General features: G+C 63.1%; 17 protein-coding genes. 12 read left to right on the forward strand and 5 right to left on the reverse strand.

Annotated features, from left to right (window positions below):
* Nucleotides 1–2: 2 nt before the first annotated feature.
* The 3 genes from narI (at nt 3) to O4H62_RS17845 (ending at nt 2,122) form a co-directional block, all read left to right on the forward strand.
* Nucleotides 3–704 (forward strand): respiratory nitrate reductase subunit gamma, encoded by a 702-nt coding sequence (gene narI / locus O4H62_RS17835; RefSeq protein WP_269389901.1) that lies wholly within the window; start codon nt 3–5, stop codon nt 702–704.
* A complete protein-coding gene (locus tag O4H62_RS17840; RefSeq protein WP_269389902.1) occupies nt 701–1,495 on the forward strand; it encodes a peptidylprolyl isomerase in 795 nt (264 codons plus the stop codon). Before narI ends, O4H62_RS17840 begins: the two co-directional genes overlap by 4 nt.
* A 114-nt stretch (nt 1,496–1,609) precedes the next feature.
* Complete coding sequence (locus tag O4H62_RS17845) at nt 1,610–2,122, forward strand: DUF2478 domain-containing protein (RefSeq protein WP_269389904.1); 513 nt, start codon at nt 1,610–1,612, stop codon at nt 2,120–2,122.
* Between the two features lie 148 nt (nt 2,123–2,270).
* Here the strand turns inward: O4H62_RS17845 and O4H62_RS17850 are convergent, their stop codons facing one another.
* Both O4H62_RS17850 and O4H62_RS17855 read right to left on the reverse strand, forming a co-directional pair.
* Nucleotides 2,271–3,095, reverse strand: a complete 825-nt coding sequence (locus tag O4H62_RS17850) for a transporter substrate-binding domain-containing protein (RefSeq protein WP_269389906.1) — start codon at nt 3,093–3,095, stop codon at nt 2,271–2,273.
* 161 nt (nt 3,096–3,256) lie between these two features.
* On the reverse strand, nt 3,257–4,186 hold the full coding sequence (locus tag O4H62_RS17855; RefSeq protein WP_269389908.1) for a LysR family transcriptional regulator: 930 nt from the start codon (nt 4,184–4,186) through the stop codon (nt 3,257–3,259).
* A gap of 151 nt (nt 4,187–4,337) precedes the next feature.
* Between O4H62_RS17855 and O4H62_RS17860 the strand changes: the two genes are divergently transcribed.
* The 9 genes from O4H62_RS17860 to O4H62_RS17900 all read left to right on the forward strand — a co-directional run bounded on the left by O4H62_RS17860 (nt 4,338) and on the right by O4H62_RS17900 (nt 13,015).
* Nucleotides 4,338–5,513: an NAD(P)/FAD-dependent oxidoreductase gene (locus O4H62_RS17860; protein WP_269389910.1), complete on the forward strand. Its 1,176-nt coding sequence runs from the start codon at nt 4,338–4,340 to the stop codon at nt 5,511–5,513.
* Nucleotides 5,510–5,764 carry a 2Fe-2S iron-sulfur cluster-binding protein gene (locus O4H62_RS17865; protein WP_269389912.1) on the forward strand — a complete coding sequence of 85 codons (255 nt, stop codon included), beginning with the start codon at nt 5,510–5,512 and terminating at the stop codon, nt 5,762–5,764. The genes O4H62_RS17860 and O4H62_RS17865 overlap by 4 nt, the downstream gene beginning before the upstream one ends.
* The gene (locus O4H62_RS17870; RefSeq protein WP_269389914.1) at nt 5,757–7,088 is read left to right on the forward strand and encodes an FAD-dependent oxidoreductase; all 1,332 of its coding nucleotides are present in this window, start codon (nt 5,757–5,759) and stop codon (nt 7,086–7,088) included. Before O4H62_RS17865 ends, O4H62_RS17870 begins: the two co-directional genes overlap by 8 nt.
* Nucleotides 7,089–7,100: 12 nt before the next feature.
* Nucleotides 7,101–8,501: an aldehyde dehydrogenase family protein gene (locus tag O4H62_RS17875; RefSeq protein ID WP_269389915.1), complete on the forward strand. Its 1,401-nt coding sequence runs from the start codon at nt 7,101–7,103 to the stop codon at nt 8,499–8,501.
* An 11-nt stretch (nt 8,502–8,512) separates the two neighbouring features.
* Nucleotides 8,513–9,256: a 4-hydroxy-tetrahydrodipicolinate reductase gene (locus tag O4H62_RS17880; protein WP_269389916.1), complete on the forward strand. Its 744-nt coding sequence runs from the start codon at nt 8,513–8,515 to the stop codon at nt 9,254–9,256.
* A gap of 20 nt (nt 9,257–9,276) precedes the next feature.
* Entirely contained in the window at nt 9,277–10,194 is a 918-nt protein-coding gene (gene dapA, locus O4H62_RS17885; RefSeq protein ID WP_269389917.1) for a 4-hydroxy-tetrahydrodipicolinate synthase, read from the forward strand.
* Between the two features lie 178 nt (nt 10,195–10,372).
* A complete protein-coding gene (locus tag O4H62_RS17890; RefSeq protein ID WP_269389919.1) occupies nt 10,373–11,038 on the forward strand; it encodes an amino acid ABC transporter permease in 666 nt (221 codons plus the stop codon).
* A 115-nt stretch (nt 11,039–11,153) separates the two neighbouring features.
* Nucleotides 11,154–11,933 carry an amino acid ABC transporter ATP-binding protein gene (locus tag O4H62_RS17895; RefSeq protein ID WP_269389920.1) on the forward strand — a complete coding sequence of 260 codons (780 nt, stop codon included), beginning with the start codon at nt 11,154–11,156 and terminating at the stop codon, nt 11,931–11,933.
* Nucleotides 11,934–11,938: 5 nt separating this feature from the next.
* On the forward strand, nt 11,939–13,015 hold the full coding sequence (locus O4H62_RS17900; protein WP_269389922.1) for a saccharopine dehydrogenase family protein: 1,077 nt from the start codon (nt 11,939–11,941) through the stop codon (nt 13,013–13,015).
* Nucleotides 13,016–13,207: 192 nt separating this feature from the next.
* Here the strand turns inward: O4H62_RS17900 and O4H62_RS17905 are convergent, their stop codons facing one another.
* From O4H62_RS17905 to O4H62_RS17915, 3 genes are read right to left on the reverse strand one after another with little or no spacing between them, the layout of a single operon-like run.
* Entirely contained in the window at nt 13,208–13,507 is a 300-nt protein-coding gene (locus O4H62_RS17905) for a nitrate reductase (RefSeq protein WP_269389923.1), read from the reverse strand.
* Nucleotides 13,504–14,493, reverse strand: coding sequence for a CobW family GTP-binding protein (locus O4H62_RS17910; RefSeq protein ID WP_269389924.1), 990 nt, complete (start codon nt 14,491–14,493; stop codon nt 13,504–13,506). Before O4H62_RS17910 ends, O4H62_RS17905 begins: the two co-directional genes overlap by 4 nt.
* Complete coding sequence (locus O4H62_RS17915) at nt 14,490–15,668, reverse strand: CobW family GTP-binding protein (RefSeq protein ID WP_269389926.1); 1,179 nt, start codon at nt 15,666–15,668, stop codon at nt 14,490–14,492. Before O4H62_RS17915 ends, O4H62_RS17910 begins: the two co-directional genes overlap by 4 nt.
* Nucleotide 15,669 lies beyond the last annotated feature (1 nt).

Genomic DNA, 15,669 nt, shown 5'->3' on the forward strand with positions numbered 1-15,669 from the left:
TCATGAGCTATTTTCTTTTCGGAGTTCTTCCGTACCTGGCGCTGACCGTGCTGGTGTTCGGATCCATCGCGCGCTACGAGCGCGACCCCTTCACCTGGAAATCATCCTCCAGCCAGCTGTTGCGCCGCAAGCAGCTGGTCTGGGGCTCGATCCTGTTCCATGTCGGCGTGCTGATCGTGTTCTTCGGCCATCTGGTCGGCATGCTGACGCCGGTCGAGATCTTTCACATGCTGGGCATGAGCTACGGCTTCAAGCAGGTGCTGGCGATTGTCGTCGGCGGCGTGGCCGGAGCAATGGCCATTGTCGGCGGCGCCATGCTGCTGCACCGCCGGCTGTTCGATCCGCGGGTCAGGGCCAACTCGTCGTTTGCCGACACCGCCATCCTGGTTCTGCTCTGCGCGCAGCTTGTCCTGGGTCTCGGCACCATCCTGGTCTCCATCCAGCATCTGGATGGCGGCGAGATGGTCAAGTTCATGATGTGGGCGCAAGGCATCTTCACCCTGCAGGCGGGAGCCTGGGAACTCGTCGCCGACGTGCACTGGATCTTCAAGCTGCATATCCTGCTGGGGCTGACGATCTTCATCCTGTTCCCGTTCACCCGGCTGGTGCACATGCTCTCGGTTCCGGTGCGCTACGTGTTGCGCCCGGGTTACCAGATCGTCCGCACCCGCAAGCACAAGGTAAATCTGGGGCCAAGACCATGAAGCAGACATTCACCGACATTTCCGTCAACGGCGAGGCCATCTCGCCGGAACTGATCGCCACGGAAGCGCAGAACCATCCGGCGCCCAAGGGCAAGCCGGGCATGGCCTGGATGGCGGCGGCGCGGGCGCTCGCGGTCCGCACGCTGATCCTGCAGGAGGCGCGGCGCCGCGGGCTTGCGGCCTCGCCGTTGGAACTGGCGCCAGGGCTATGGGAAACCGAGGAAGAGGCGATCATCCGCCAGGTTCTCGATGACGCGGTCGAGGTGGAAACCCCGACGCCTGAGGCCGTTCGCGCGGCCTACGAGGCCAATCCGGAACGCCACCGCGCGCCCTCGCTTTATGAAGCAGCACATATCCTGTTCGCCGCGCGGCCAGACGATGTGGTGGCGCGCAAAGTGGCGAAGGATCAGGCCAGTGCAGTTCTGGCCAAGATCAAGGCCGAGCCGAAAGCCTTCGATGCATTGGCGCGGGACCATTCCGCCTGTTCGTCGCGCGCCAATGGCGGCCGGCTGGGGCAGATCTCGGCCGGCGACACCGTGGCCGAATTCGAAGCCGCGCTGGCGGCGCTCAACGAGGGCGAGATCGTCGACGCACCGGTGGAAAGCCGTTACGGCTTTCACATCATTCGGCTCGACGCCCGCGCGGAAGGCGAGATCCTGCCGTTCGAGGCGGTGGAGACCGCCTTGCGCTCGGCCCTTGAGAAAGCCGCCTGGGTTCGCGCCAGCCGTGCCTTTGTCGATGCCTTGGCCGAACAGGCGCAGGTCACCGGCATCACGCTCAGGGCGGCGTGAGCCGTTTGGCCTGTCCCTGCCGCGGCATGATCAGTCGCGGCAGGAACCTTTATTTCCACCGGTTGCGGTCGTACTCTCGCGTTCGATCCTGCCGGAAAACGAGGAGCAGTCATCATGGCGTTGGCCTTTGTGAAAACCACCGAGCGCGGATTGACCGACCGGTTGTTGTGGGAGTTTGCCGACCGCCTGCAAGAGCGCGGGTTTAACCTCGCCGGCGTTGTGCAGACCAACAGCGACCGGCCCGGTTCACATCACTGCGACATGGATGTACGGGTTTTGCCGACCGGCCCGGTGATCCGGATCAATCAGGTTCTGGGCGACGAATCGCGCGGCTGCCGCCTCAATCCGGTTGCGCTCGAGGAAGCCGTTGCGCTGGTCGAGGCCGGGCTCGAGCGTTCGCCAGACCTCCTGATCATCAACAAGTTCGGCAAGCACGAAGCCGAGGGCAGGGGCTTCCGGCCGCTGATCGCCGAGGCGCTCGCCCGCGACATCCCCGTGCTGCTGGGTGTCAACGCGCTCAACAGCCAGGCTTTCGAGGAGTTCAGCGGCGGCTATGCCGAGGAGATCGCGGCGAATGCCGAAAGCTTGGCCGCATGGTACGGGTGTTTGCAGCAATTGCCTGCCTGACAGGACGTCCATGCTTGGTGTGCAGGGCCTGATCTGCTTTCCGGGGCGGGACTGTCGCGGCGCAAGCGGGCGGTGTTTTCGAGAGAGGCCGAAACGAAAAATCCTCCCTTCCGGGTCGGAAGGGAGGATTGAGAGCGATGGGTAGATCTTAGCCGCCGAAACCGAAGCCGGGAGGCATGTCGGTCAGCGTGACACCATAGGTCTCGAGGCTCTTCAGGATCCAGGTCTGGTTGTTGCCGATGCGGCGATTGTACTCCGCCCAGCCTGAAACGAAGCTCTTGAAGGTTTCGTCCGTGCCATAGTTGACCGCGATGACCGATGGTGTCGAAAGAACCGGGGTCGGTACCTTGACGGCGCCAATCGTCGGGGCCTTCTTCGAGATCACCAGGCCGTTGAGCATGGTGTTGACGAGGCCGTCCGCCTTGCCCGTGGTGACCGCGACGATGGCTTCGTCGCGGGTCTTGAAGCGAAGCATGTTGGCATTCGGCAGATATTGCTGCGCCATAAGGTCCTGGGCCGATCCGAGGTCGACGGCGAAGGTGTATTTCGCATCGTTGAGCTCGTTCCAGCTCTTGCCGGTCAGTTCCTCATTGGCCGAAACGATGACGAAGCTGTTGTAGTAGGTCGGGTCCGAAAACGAGACCGACATGGCGCGGACCGGGGTCGCGGTCACGGCGAACGCCATGTCGACCTTGCCGCTCTGCACGTCGAGGATGGCATTTGCCCAGCTCGATTCGACCACTTCCAGCTTGACGTCGAGGGTCTTGGCGATGTCGCTCGCCATGTCGATGACGAAGCCCTGCCATTCGTTGGTGCGCGGATCCTTGTTGAAGTAAGGAACCTCGTTGAGAATGGCCGGTATGCGAAGCACGCCCCGGGCGCGGATTTCGTCGATGGTGCCGGCGGAGGCAGTCGTTCCCAGAACGGAAAGCGCCATGGCCGCCAGGCCGCAGATCTTTGCGAATAGTTTCATTGTCAGGTTCTCCATTGTTCCCCGAAAACTCCTCAGTGTCCGTTCCCGCGGCGGGAAATTCCCTGTGCGGCGTCAACGGCCACGGGTAGCCTAGCCGGTAAAAGAAGGGGGACAATGCTAGAGAACCCGAGCCACTTATCCGCTTTTTTGTATGTGGCCGGTCACAATGGAGGGTGGGACAGCTCGCCGCCGCGGGGTGGTTCGAGAACGGGGCCGACGAGTTCGCGCCTGCAATCCTCGAACAATTGCTGCACCGTCGGGTGCTTCTGCAGGAAGCCGGCACTGCCGAAATACACGCGGACTTCCGGCAGGTTCGTCAAACGCGTGCTGCTGATGGTCGGATCTTCCGGACCAACACACCAGGATGGAATGATCGAGAACCCCAGCCCTTCCTCAACACAGCGCTTGACGCTGGAACTGCCCGAGGCCGAGATCACCGGCTGGACGACCGAACCGTCGCGGCCGAGAAAATCGACGGCCAGGTTTCTCAGCGTCTGTCCGGGCTCGTAGGTGATGAAGGGACGCCCCTTTGCCCAGGACGGGATGTCGAGCAGCGCAGGCGCCTTGCCCCAGGCGCGGGGGTAGACCAGGCTCAGCCGGTAGCTGCCCAGAAGCCGCTGGGGCACGACCGGGTCGCCGAAATAGCGCTCTGAAATGCACACGTCGAGACTGCCGTTCTTGACCAGTTCGGCAAGCACGGTGTCGCGCTCGTAAACCGCGAACTCCATCTCCGGAAAGCACTCGCGAAATCGCGACAGCACTTTCGGAAACAGGTAGAAGAAGATCGCCTGCGGCATGCCCACCCGCAGCGACGAACGTTGGCTCTCGATCAGCTTCGACAGTCGCTCCAGCATGATGTCGAGTTCGGGATGCAGCAGATTGTAGAGCGCCCGCCCGCGCGGCGTCAGCGAAATGCGCTTGGCGCCCTGCTCGCTGTCGATCAGCTTGCCCTTGAGGATCTGCTCAAGCCGGCGCACATGGTTTGCCGCCGATTGGTAGCTCAGGTTCAATTCTCGGGCCGCACCGGAAAACGAACCGTGCCGGGCCACCTGGTAGAAGGTCTGGATGAGTGTGAGGCTTATCTCTGCCATGGCTGAATTCCCCTTTCTTCGGGCTTAAGGGGTCTGGACCTTCTCACCGATACAAATTTCGTGAGCGAACAAGGCCGTCATCTTGTATCGACGGCCCGAGCCGGCAGCCGTCAATATTGGCCTACGAAAGCAACAATGTCGGTCAAACGCAATGCAAACCCGCACCCCGTCCACTGTCATCGTCGTCGGCTCCGGCATCGTCGGTGCCGCGACGGCATACTTTCTGGCGAAACGTGGTGTTGCGGTGCAGCTTTTGGATGCCACGGCACCTGCGGCTGAGGCGACGGGTGCAGCCGATGGCGCGGTGTCCGTCGCCAGCAAGCGTCCCGGCCCGATGATGCAGGCGGCCCTCGCAGGCGTCGAGCTCTATCGGAACCTGGCAAAAGCCGGGCTGTTCGCCGATGTCTTCAAATCCCGCTCGACCTTCATTGTCGCCTCCTCGGATGAGGAATGCTCGGTTCTGACGTCCCATGCCGATGCGCTTGCCGGTGCAGGTGTCCGCGTCGAGCGGCTTGGCGCGGCAATGCTGCGCGAGCGCTTCCCGGCGCTGTCGTCCAACGCGATGATGGCGGTCGAGGTTCACGACGAGGGACACGCTATAGGCTACCAGATTGTCCATCGCCTGTTGACCGCTTCCGGGACGATTGTTGCAAGGCGTACGCCTGTCGAGGGTCTGGTAAGGGCTTCCGGCGGGTCCCGTGTCGTCGCGGTCGCAACGCCGCAAGGCAATCTCCAGGCCGATGCGGTCGTGATCGCCGCCGGCAACGGATCGGGAAAGCTGCTTGGGCTCGAGCAGATCCTGACGCCGCGAAAGGGCCAGTTGCTGATAACTGAACGGGTGCCTCCATTGAATGCCGCGATGGCCGGGTCGATCATGTCGGGCCGCTATCTGCTGAGCAAAGGCAGCCAGCCGGCGGGCAACGGCAAGCCGGCGCGGGGACTGGGTCTCGTGATCGATCCGCTGTCGACCGGCCAGTTCCTGATCGGCGGAACACGTGAAGACCACGGCGACCGGCAGACCAATGACATCGACGCAGTCTCGCGCATCCTCGCCGATGCCGTGGCGCTGGTGCCGGAACTCGCGGCCGTGCGCCTGTTGCGCAGCTTTGCCGGCGTCCGCACTGCCGTCACCGACGGCTTGCCGCTGGTTGGACGCATACCCGGACTGGAGAACGCCTATGTCGCCACCGGATTCGAGGGCGATGGAATCTGCCTTGGCCCGATCACCGGCAAGGTGATGTCGGAGCTTGTCTGCGGCGAAAGCCCGTGCATCGACATCGCGCCTTTTAACCCGGCGCGGTTCGACGGACTGGGGGTCGCGGCATGACCGAGGATACCTTCCGTTTGATGGGCCGGACCATCTCCTTCAGGGCAGGCGAGAGCATTGCCGCGGCGTTGCAGGCCGTTGGCGTCCTGACCTATGGCCCCGATGCGCTGGGTAACGAGACACGCTGCTTCTGCGGTATTGGCGCCTGTCAGTGCTGTCTGGTTCGGGTCGACGGGGTCGTTCGCGAAGCCTGCATTACGCTGGCACGACCTGGCATGAGTGTCGAGCCGATGGAGCGCCGAAATGCGTGATCCCGACATTCTTGTAATCGGTGGCGGCCCCGCTGGCATGTCAGCCGCACTTGAAGCCGCAAGATCAGGCCTGGCAGTCGAACTTGTCGAACAGCGCGAAAGCCTTGGTGGCGCGATCTATCGGCAACCGATCGAGGGCGTCCAGGTTATCCCGCAATCGGCGGGAGCCCGCGGCCGCTGGGCGGCCCTTTCGCAGGCATTCAGCAAAGCCGCAATCCCGGTCCGTTTCGGATCCGTCTTTTTGGGCGTCGATGGCCACGGCTACGTTCTGGTCGAGAACCGGCAGAACGGCCTGGTCGAATGCCTGTCGCCCAGGGCGGTGGTGTTGGCGACCGGCGCCGTCGAGCATGTCCATCCGCGCCCGGGTTGGCAATTCGCCGGCGTTTCGACGGCCGGTGGATTGCAGGTAATGATGAAGGAAACCGGCACCGCCCCGCGCGGAAGCGTGCTTCTTGCCGGCAGCGGCCCGCTGTTGATCGCGGTTGCGGCGCAGATGGCGCGCCTGGGAAATCCGCCTCTGGCAATCGTGGAATCCGGCGATCCCTACCGGCGGATCATGCCCGGCCTCAGCATGCTCGGTTTTCCGAAGCTGCTGGCCGAGGCGCTTGGCTATCTCAAGGACATTCACCTGCACCGCATTCCATGGCTGCGCGGTTCGCGGCTGGTACGGATCGAACGGCAAGGGGAACGGTTCTCTGCTGTCGTGCGAGCCGGAGACGGGAGCCAATCGACGTTCGTCTGTGACCGGATTGGCCTGCATGACGGCATCAGGCCCAATGACTATGGCCTGCCTCAGGCTTCGTCGGAGGCCGCGGCCGGTCCGGTCATCTTGCGGGCGGGCGATTGTCGCGAGGCGCTCGGCGCCATTGCCGCCGAAGCCGACGGCCGTCGCGCCGGCCGCCTGGCGATCCAGGGAGTGGCCGCAAGCGCTGCTGATGATATCGGGAAGATCGACCGGCAACGCCGTGCACAGGCCCTGCTTGCCAGACTTTTTGCGCCCGTTGATGACCGTTCCGCGCTCGACGAGCTTGCTGACGACACGCTGCTGTGCCGCTGCGAAGGCAAGACGGTTGGCGATCTGCGCAACCTGTGCCAGCGGGTCGACAGCCTGACCGGGCGCGAGGTCAAGCACAATGGCCGGTTTGCCATGGGCGCCTGCCAGGGCCGGTTTTGCGCCGCCAACACTGCCGCCCTGATGGCCCGGTTCAAACCTGAAGCCCCGGCATCTTCAGCCGCTGACCTGACCGGTCGGCGCTGGCCGGTTCGACCGGTGTCGATCGGCGCCCTCGTTCGCGCCGCCTCCCGAGACAATGACACACAATGATGAGGTTTTGAGATGACGCAGACCCAACGAAAAGCGCTGTCGGACATCTGTTCGATCCCGGTGCGCAATCCTTTCGATGGCAGGATCGTCGGCGAAGTAGGTGAATCCTCGCAAGCCGAAATTGCCGGCGCCATTGTGCGGGCCAAGGTCGCGCAATGGGAATTCCGCCGTTCGACGCCGGCGATGCGCCGCCAGCTCCTGAACGCGCTTGCAGCCGAGGTTGCGGCGGACGCCGAAAACCTGGCGCGCATCATTTCGTCCGAGATGGGCAAGACCATCCGCGAGGCCCGCAACGAAGTCCGCCGTGCCCAGAACACCCTGAAACTCTCCGGCGATGCGGCGACCTTCCTCGACGGGGAGGCGCTTCACTGCGCCATTGTCGAAGGCGGCGCCGACCGTCTGGCGACCATTACCTATGAACCGGTCGGCGTCATCGGCGCCATCACGCCGTTCAACTATCCGCTCAACCTGCTTTGCCACAAGCTCGGTCCGGCCATTGCGGCCGGCAATGCGGTAGTCGCCAAGCCGTCGCCCAAGGCACCGCTGGCCGCCAATCGCCTGTGCGAACTGGCGGTGAAGGCCGGGTGGCCGCGCGACCTGTTCCAGGTCGTCCATGGCGGCGCGGAGGCAGCACTTTCGCTGGCGCGCGCGCCGATCGACCTCCTGTCGTTCACCGGGGGGCCGGCGGCGGGCCTGGCACTGAAAAACGCCAGCGGTCTCGTGCGTTGCCTGATGGAGCTTGGCGGCAACGATCCGCTGTTCGTGCTGCCCGATGCCGATCTAGGCAAGGCCGTGGCGACTACCATCGGCCACCGCTTCGAGATCGCCGGCCAGAGCTGTGCGGCAGTCAAGAAGCTCTACCTGCACAAGAATATCGAGAAGGTCTTCACCGAGATGCTGCTCGCCGCAGTCGATGAGGTCGAGTTCGGCGATCCCTCGCTCGACGATACCGACATGGGCACGGTGATCGATCTGCCCGCCGCGCGTCTCGTGGCTGAGCGGGTGAACGCCAGCATTTCCGGCAATGGTGGAAGGCTGCTGACAGGTGGCACCCATGACGGCACGGTGTTCTCGCCGACCGTGATTGCCGATGTCGCGCCCGACGCGCCGGTCATCGCCGACGAAACCTTCGGGCCGGTCATCGCCATCCGCAGCTTCACCGATGCGCACGAGGCGATCGCCGAGGTCAATGCCGGCGCCTATGGCCTGCAGGCGGGCGTGTTCACCAACGACCACGCATTGATCAAGACGTTCTCGCGCGACCTGATTGTCGGTGGCGTGATGATCAACGAGGGGCCGGATTTCCGGGCCGAACATGTTCCGTTCGGCGGCGTCAAGCGCTCAGGCCTCGGCCGCGAAGGGGTCCGCATCGCACTGCGCGAAATGTCGGAGACCAAGGTCGTCATCGATTGAGGAGAAGCAGCATGCGTATTGGAATCGTTGGTGCGTCCGGCCGCGTCGGAACACAACTGGTCGAGATCATTCTCTCAAGCCCCGGCCTGGAACTTGCCGCGGCCCTTGTCTCGCCAGGCTCGAAACTGGTCGGCACGGCGGTTGCTGGCGGTAGCGTCGAGTACCGTCCGGCGGATGCCGCCATGCCCAGCCATTGCGACGTCATGATCGATTTCACCACGCCGGCCGCGAGCCTCGCGCTGCAGAGGGAGATCGGTGAGAAGCGGATTCCGATGGTGATTGGAACGACCGGTTTCACCCGGGAGGAGGACGCTCTCCTGACCGAGGCTTGCGCCTATCGGCCGATGCTTGTCAGCGCAAACTTCGCCCACGGCTTCGAGGCCTTCCGCCTGGCCGTCATCGATTTCGCCAAACGCATGCCCGACGCCGCTGCACGGATCAGCGAAACCTACCATGCGCGCAAGAAGGCGGAACCCTCGGGCACGTCGCGTTTGCTGGCCGGTGCGATCAAGGAGGTCCGCAGTCGGGCAATCGGGTCTGATGCGCCGCAGCCGCCGATCGACGTCCATCGGCTTGGTGACACCGTCGGTCTGCACGACGTGCATTTCGACATGGGATCCGCCGAGGCGAGCTTCAATTACCGGGTTCACACGCTGGGCGCCTATGCCGAAGGGGCAATTGCCGCAGCGCTCTGGCTCATCTCCGAGCCGAGGGCTGCGGGCCGGTACAGCCTTGCCGACAGTCTTGCAGATTGATGAGAAAGAGGATGAAGACGATGAACGAACTTACCGAACGCTTCAGGGGTGTTTTCACCGCGCTGGTCACGCCGTTCAAGGACGGTGCGGTCGACTACGCCGCCTATGACGCGCTGGTCGAGCGGCAGATCGACGCCGGGATTGCAGGTCTCGTTCCGGTCGGCACCACCGGCGAGGCCGCGACCCTTTCCGATGAGGAGGCCGACGCGCTGATTGCCCGCACCGTGCGGCTTGCCGCCGGTCGTGCGCTGGTCATGGCGGGTGCCGGGGCCAACGACACGCTGAAGACGGTCGACAAGGTCAGGCGCGCCGAGAAAGCCGGCGCTGACGCCGTGCTGATCGTCACGCCCTATTACAACAAGCCGACGCAAGCCGGCCTGATCGCCCATTACGGCGCGGCGGCCGAAGCGACCTCGCTTCCGATCATGCTCTACTCGGTGCCGGGCCGCTGCGGCGTCGAGATCGCCCCGGAAACCTGCGCCACCCTGATGGCGGCACACGACAACATCGTCGCCATCAAGGAGGCCGGCGGATCGGCGGCCCGGGTCACCCAGCTGCGCAAGGCCTGCGGCGACAAGCTGATCATCCATTCCGGCGATGACGGCCTGACGCTGCCCTTCCTCTCGCTCGGCGCCATTGGCGTCACCAGCGTCGTTGCCAATGTGGCGCCTCGGGAAATGGTGCAACTGGTCGAGGCCTGGCAGAAGGGCGACACGGCTCGCGCGCTTGCCCTGCACGACATGATCGCCGAACTGACTGATGGCATGTTCATCGAATCCAATCCGGGACCGGTAAAGGCGGCGCTGGCGCTCAGCAATCTCGCCGGTCCGGAGATGCGCCTGCCGATGGTGCAGGTCTCGGATGCAAACCGCGAAACGATCGCCGGGATCCTCAACCGCTTCGCCTCAACGGCGGCCGCCTTCCAAGAAATGCGCTAAGCAGGCCCGGTAGCTTTACATTGTTCTCGGCCATTGGACATAGGACACTTCAGTGCCGGAAGCCTCATCGGCTGTCCGGCACGACAGGAAAGATCGGGGGAAGCAGAATGATTTCCAGAACCAGGAGCGGCCGGCCAGGACGGACCGGTAGCGGCGCTGCTTCAGGGAGGCGCGCGCAATGACCTACACTTGGGATTTCCACTCTGTCTGGCAATATTACGATCTTTTCCTCTGGGGGCTCTGGATCAGTGTCGTCTACACATTCGGCTCGATCTTCTTCGGAATAGTGATCGGACTGGCCACCTGTGCAGCCCGGCTTTCAAGCTGGAAAGTGCTCAACGCGATCGCTCGCGTCTACCAGGAAATCTTCCGCTGCACGCCGCTGCTGGTCCAGCTGCTGTGGTTCTATTATGCCTTCCCGCTGCTGGTCGGCGGCTCAATCGACAATCGCGTCGCCGCCCTGCTGACCCTTTCGCTTTATGTCGGCGCCTTCTATGCCGAGATATTTCGGGGCGGGATCGTGTCTATCGACAGGGGCCAGCACGAGGCGGCTTCTGCGATCGGCATGAGCCCCGCGCAATCGATGCGGCGGATCATCCTGCCGCAGGCACTGAAGCGGGTGCTGCCGTCTTTCATCAACCAGTCGGTGATCCAGTTCAAGAATACCTCGCTGGTCTCCGTCATCTCGGTTGCCGATCTCGCCTACATGGCGGCGGTGGTGAACGGCCAGACCTACCGGCCTCTTGAATCCTACACGCTGATGGCGGGGCTCTACATCGCCATGTTGCTGCCGCTGACGCAGGCGGCCGACTGGATCGAGCGGCGTCTCAGGGTGAGCGACTAGAGCATCCAGCGTTCGGGCGGAACCGCCCGACACAGACAGGATGCTCCAGATTCAAAATGTCAGAGCGGCCCTTGCGCGACCAGCTGGACGTGCAGCGCTCTGGAGGAACGGATGGATGAACATGACAACCAATTCGAACGCCGTCGCGCCCGTTATCGAAGCCATAGGACTGCAGAAGAGTTACGGACCGCTCGAGGTTCTGAAGGGGCTCGACCTCAGCCTCGAGCGCGGCGAGGTGGTGGCGTTGATCGGCCCGTCCGGCTCGGGCAAATCGACGTTCATCCGCTGCCTCAACATGATGGAGATCCCGACCGGCGGGATCATCCGTTTCCGCCAGAAGCGGGTTGGCGATCGCTTTCGCGACAAGGGCGAGGACATCGGCATCGGCACGCTCCGCCGTCACGTCGGCATGGTGTTCCAGCACTTCAATCTGTTCCCGCACAAGACTGTCCTTGAGAATGTCACCGAAGGTCCGATCGTCGTCTGCAAACGTCCGAAAGCGGAAGCACGAGACCTGGCAATGGACCTGCTGATCCAGGTCGGCCTCGGAGACAAGCACGCGGCCTATCCCGCCCATTTGTCCGGCGGGCAGAAGCAGCGTGTCGCCATAGCCCGGGCATTGGCCATGGAACCCGAGGTCCTGTTGCTCGACGAAGTCACCAGCGCGCTCGATCCGGAACTGGTAGGCGAAGTGCTGGCCGTCATCCGCGGACTGGCCGACAAGGGCATGACCATGGCGATCGTCACCCACGAAATGGCGTTTGCCGCCGACGTCGCCAGCCGCGTCCTCTTCCTGGATCAGGGCGTGATCGCCGAGTCCGGCTCGGCCGAGGATGTGATCCTCAACCCGCAGAACCCCAGGCTTCAGGGCTTCGTTGCGCGGTTCAGGGGGTAAGCGGCATGGCAAGGCTCAATGTCAGCATTTTCGGCGCCGGCGAGATAGGGACAGCGCTTGCCGCTGCATTGGCCGCCAGCGACGCCTTCTCGGTGCAGGTTATCGACCGGTCGGAGGGCGCGCTCGACCGCCTTCGCTCGATGAACACCAAGGCATTGCTGCGAACCTTCAGCCATCGCGATGATCTGCAAAGACTTCTGTCCGGCCAGGACGTCGCGGTCGCCGCCGTTCCTGAATCCGCAGTAGGCGATATTGCCCAGGCCGCGGCGCAGGCAAACGTCCATTATCTCGACTTCACCTGCCCCGGACCGGACACGCGGGCAATCCTGGATGGTCTGTCACGGCATCGCGCAGTCTTCACCGGTTGCGGCGTTTCGCCGGGCTTGATCGGCAACGTCGCGTGTCAGCTTCTGGACGCGTTTTCGCCGGTGACGGACCTGACGATCCGGGTCGGCGCCATACCGCGCTACCCCACCAACCGGCTCGGTTATGGCCAGATCTGGAACGTCGACGGACTGATCGACGAATACACGCGGCCCAGCGCCGGGATTCGCGACGGCAAGCCGGTTTCGCTTACGCCGCTCGAGGGATACGGCCAGCTGAGCATCGATGGCGTGAGCTACGAGGAGTTCATCACCTCGGGCGGCATCGAAGACCTGTCGATCTTTGGCGAGCAACTGCCCAAGAACGTCACGTTCAAGACCATTCGCTATCCGGGCCATCTCGACTACATGCGCTTCCTGCTCGACGACCTGGGCCTTCGCCATCGCCGCGACATGCTCCGTTCGCTGCTCTACAACGGGCTGCCGGTCATCGACGACGATATCCTGCTTCTGGTCGTCACCGCCCGTGGCTATCGCGGTCGTCAGCCGACGGAACGGACGGTCAGCTACCGGTTCGCCCCTGACCTGAAGTCCGGCCCGTTCAACGCCCTGACGTCCGTGGCGACGCGCTATGCCGCCACGCTTCTTTCCATGCTCCAGCGCGGAGATATCGGGCCGAGCGGAAAGGTTGCCCATCACCGCATCGACACCACGAAGATCCTTGCAGACCCGTTCCTCAAGCCGCTGATTTGCGATTAGCCGGCATTCCGGGCTCGGCACCTCCCGGCACCACTCGCTTTTGAATTCAGGCCGAAGATGTCGATGGCGCTGGTTCTTGCCTGCGCCATCGATCTTCGCTTCGTGTTGTCTTTCCGGCAGTCTGGAACAAGGAAGGCAGACATCCTGCAGGAGTGACTAGGCGGCTGTTTTCCAGGGCTCCGGCAGCAGGGGCTAGGGTGTGACGCCGGGATTGCGTCCGCTGGTTTCCATTACAGCGGCGGCTATCGCTTCAATTGTGATCTCTGCCATGGGCAAGTGAATTCGGATCGTCCGGATCGGCTTGCCTGCTTCCATCAGGCCGATCACGGTTTCGATATCCGGACATCCTTCATCCCTGCAGGCGAGTTCGACGACGCTCACCGGCGTGTCTTCCGGCAACACCGCAAGTAGGCGCGCCCAAGCCTTGATCTCGGCCGACTTCACCTGCAGCCGGTTGGGCCTGGGGGCAAGCGGGTTCACAAAGCCCTTCATTGCCGGCGGCTTTGCTCGCCGGCGACACACCGTTTGAACCCGTCCTCGATGATGTCGCGCGGCAGATCCCTGCCTATGAAGACGATCCGCGTCCGACGCGGCTCGTCGGGTTTCCACGCCCGCTGATGATTGCCTTCCAGCAGCATGTGGACGCCCTGCATGACATAGCGGTCGTCATCGTCTTCGAAGGCGATGATGCCCTTCATGCGCAGCATGTCGATGCCGAAATGCTGGGCAACGGACTGGATCCAGGGGAAGAACCTCTCCGGCGACAACGGCTCCTCGCTGAGCAGCGAGAAACTGGAAACGTGGTCGTCGTGGTCATGGTCATGGAAGTGATCGAGGAAGTCCGGCTCGATCTCCAGCACCCGCTCGAGATCGAAGGCGTTGCGGCCGATCACGTCCTCCAGCGGCACCTGACAGCGCTCGCTGTGCCGGATGACGGCGGTCGGATTGATCCTGCGGATCCGCGCCTCGACTTCGGTCAGTTCACGGGCATCGACCAGGTCGATCTTGTTGAGCAGGATGATGTCGGCGAAAGCCAGCTGTTCCTGTGCTTCGTGCGCCTTGTCGATTTCTCCAAGGAGATGCTTGGCATCGACAACCGTCACGATGGCGTCGAGTTTCGTTTTCGATTGCACGTCTTCGTCGACAAAGAAGGTTTGCGCCACCGGCGCCGGGTCAGCCAGTCCGGTCGTTTCCACAAGGATTGCGTCGAAACGGTTGCGACGCTTCATCAGGCCTTCGATGATGCGGATCAGGTCGCCGCGAACCGTGCAGCAGATGCAGCCATTGTTCATTTCGAAGACTTCTTCATCGGCATCCACCACAAGGTCATTGTCGATGCCGATCTCGCCGAACTCGTTGACGATCACCGCGTAGCGCTTGCCGTGGCTCTCGGTCAGAATCCGGTTCAGCAGTGTCGTCTTTCCAGCGCCGAGATAGCCGGTGAGAACGGTGACGGGGGTCTTCTCGATGGCATTCATTTAAATCTCCTTGGGAAATTGGCGATGTGAGAATGGGCGCCGGACACCATGGCCGCGAGTCCGCTGCCCAACTGTCGGAACAGTCTGGGAAAAGAGAATGGCGTTGCGCTGATGATCGCCGCGAACAGGTCCCGAACCGGTTCGGGATCAATGCCGCTGGTGATGAAGACCAGCCGTGTCCGGCGATCATGGTCAGGCCAGGCAGCAAGCCGGGCCGGATCGGAAATGGCGTGCTGCACCACGTGAACGACAAGCGGGCTTTCCGGGCTTTCCGCCACAGCAACGATACCCTTGACGCGCAGCAACCCTGGTCCGGCAGAAGACTGAAGTGCTGCAAGGAACTGCCGGATACGCTCCTGGGGAATCGGGTCGTCGGCAATGATGCTGAAGGTCCGGATGCCAGGCCCGTGCCTGGTCGCTGGTGCGTTTTCGTGCGGCCGGGAGGAGGCGCGCGCTTCCGCCGCGAGGGCCGATTCAAGCGCCAGCCATCCGGCAACATCTTCTCCGCGTTCGACGCTTGAATAAGGCCTTGGAGAGAACAGTCGCGAAAGGTCGATGCCCTGGCGGTCAATGACTTCCGCACTTGCGTTGATTGCATGCAGCTCATCGGGCAGAGCCGCAATGTCGGCCCGTGTCGCCGGGTCCTTTGCCAGATCTGTCTTGGTGAGAACGATCCGGTCCGCGAAGCCGATCTGTTTGAGCGCCTCGAAATGCCGCTCGACAGAAACTGTTCCGGTGATGATATCGTATAACGTAACAATTCCTGCCAAATGGAATGCGCAGTCGACGGTCCTGTCGCGCACCGACGCTCCCGCAACAGGTTTATGCATCAGCGTATTGACCAAGGGAGCGGGGTCGCCCAGTCCGCTCATTTCCACGATCACCCGCGAGAAGCCGGGGGTCAGTCCACCGGAAGCTGCACAATGCAGGTCGAAGAGGGTTGCCCGCAGATCCGTTGTTCCCGCGCAGCACAGACAGCCTGTCGAGACCTGGCTGATCGTGGTTTCACCGCGCCGTACCAGCAGGTGATCAACCGGGATGTCCCCGAACTCGTTGATGATCACGGCAGTGTCCTGAAAAGCGGGATCGGACAGCAGCTCGTTGAGCAGTGTCGACTTGCCCGCGCCGAGAAACCCGGTGAGCAGGAAGACCGGGATGCGTTCCGGCAAGGCCATC

The organism is Parahoeflea alexandrii, from assembly GCF_027214025.1.
In the GTDB taxonomy this organism is placed as follows: domain Bacteria; phylum Pseudomonadota; class Alphaproteobacteria; order Rhizobiales; family Rhizobiaceae; genus Hoeflea; species Hoeflea alexandrii_A.

Coding starts and splice junctions, on each gene's coding strand:
- narI (WP_269389901.1), top strand. CDS start 3: ATGAGCTATTTTCTTTTCGGAGTTCTTCCGTACCTGGCGCTGACCGTG.
- O4H62_RS17840 (WP_269389902.1), top strand. CDS start 701: ATGAAGCAGACATTCACCGACATTTCCGTCAACGGCGAGGCCATCTCG.
- O4H62_RS17845 (WP_269389904.1), top strand. CDS start 1,610: ATGGCGTTGGCCTTTGTGAAAACCACCGAGCGCGGATTGACCGACCGG.
- O4H62_RS17850 (WP_269389906.1), bottom strand. CDS start 3,095: ATGAAACTATTCGCAAAGATCTGCGGCCTGGCGGCCATGGCGCTTTCC.
- O4H62_RS17855 (WP_269389908.1), bottom strand. CDS start 4,186: ATGGCAGAGATAAGCCTCACACTCATCCAGACCTTCTACCAGGTGGCC.
- O4H62_RS17860 (WP_269389910.1), top strand. CDS start 4,338: ATGCAAACCCGCACCCCGTCCACTGTCATCGTCGTCGGCTCCGGCATC.
- O4H62_RS17865 (WP_269389912.1), top strand. CDS start 5,510: ATGACCGAGGATACCTTCCGTTTGATGGGCCGGACCATCTCCTTCAGG.
- O4H62_RS17870 (WP_269389914.1), top strand. CDS start 5,757: ATGCGTGATCCCGACATTCTTGTAATCGGTGGCGGCCCCGCTGGCATG.
- O4H62_RS17875 (WP_269389915.1), top strand. CDS start 7,101: ATGACGCAGACCCAACGAAAAGCGCTGTCGGACATCTGTTCGATCCCG.
- O4H62_RS17880 (WP_269389916.1), top strand. CDS start 8,513: ATGCGTATTGGAATCGTTGGTGCGTCCGGCCGCGTCGGAACACAACTG.
- dapA (WP_269389917.1), top strand. CDS start 9,277: ATGAACGAACTTACCGAACGCTTCAGGGGTGTTTTCACCGCGCTGGTC.
- O4H62_RS17890 (WP_269389919.1), top strand. CDS start 10,373: ATGACCTACACTTGGGATTTCCACTCTGTCTGGCAATATTACGATCTT.
- O4H62_RS17895 (WP_269389920.1), top strand. CDS start 11,154: ATGAACATGACAACCAATTCGAACGCCGTCGCGCCCGTTATCGAAGCC.
- O4H62_RS17900 (WP_269389922.1), top strand. CDS start 11,939: ATGGCAAGGCTCAATGTCAGCATTTTCGGCGCCGGCGAGATAGGGACA.
- O4H62_RS17905 (WP_269389923.1), bottom strand. CDS start 13,507: ATGAAGGGCTTTGTGAACCCGCTTGCCCCCAGGCCCAACCGGCTGCAG.
- O4H62_RS17910 (WP_269389924.1), bottom strand. CDS start 14,493: ATGAATGCCATCGAGAAGACCCCCGTCACCGTTCTCACCGGCTATCTC.
- O4H62_RS17915 (WP_269389926.1), bottom strand. CDS start 15,668: ATGGCCTTGCCGGAACGCATCCCGGTCTTCCTGCTCACCGGGTTTCTC.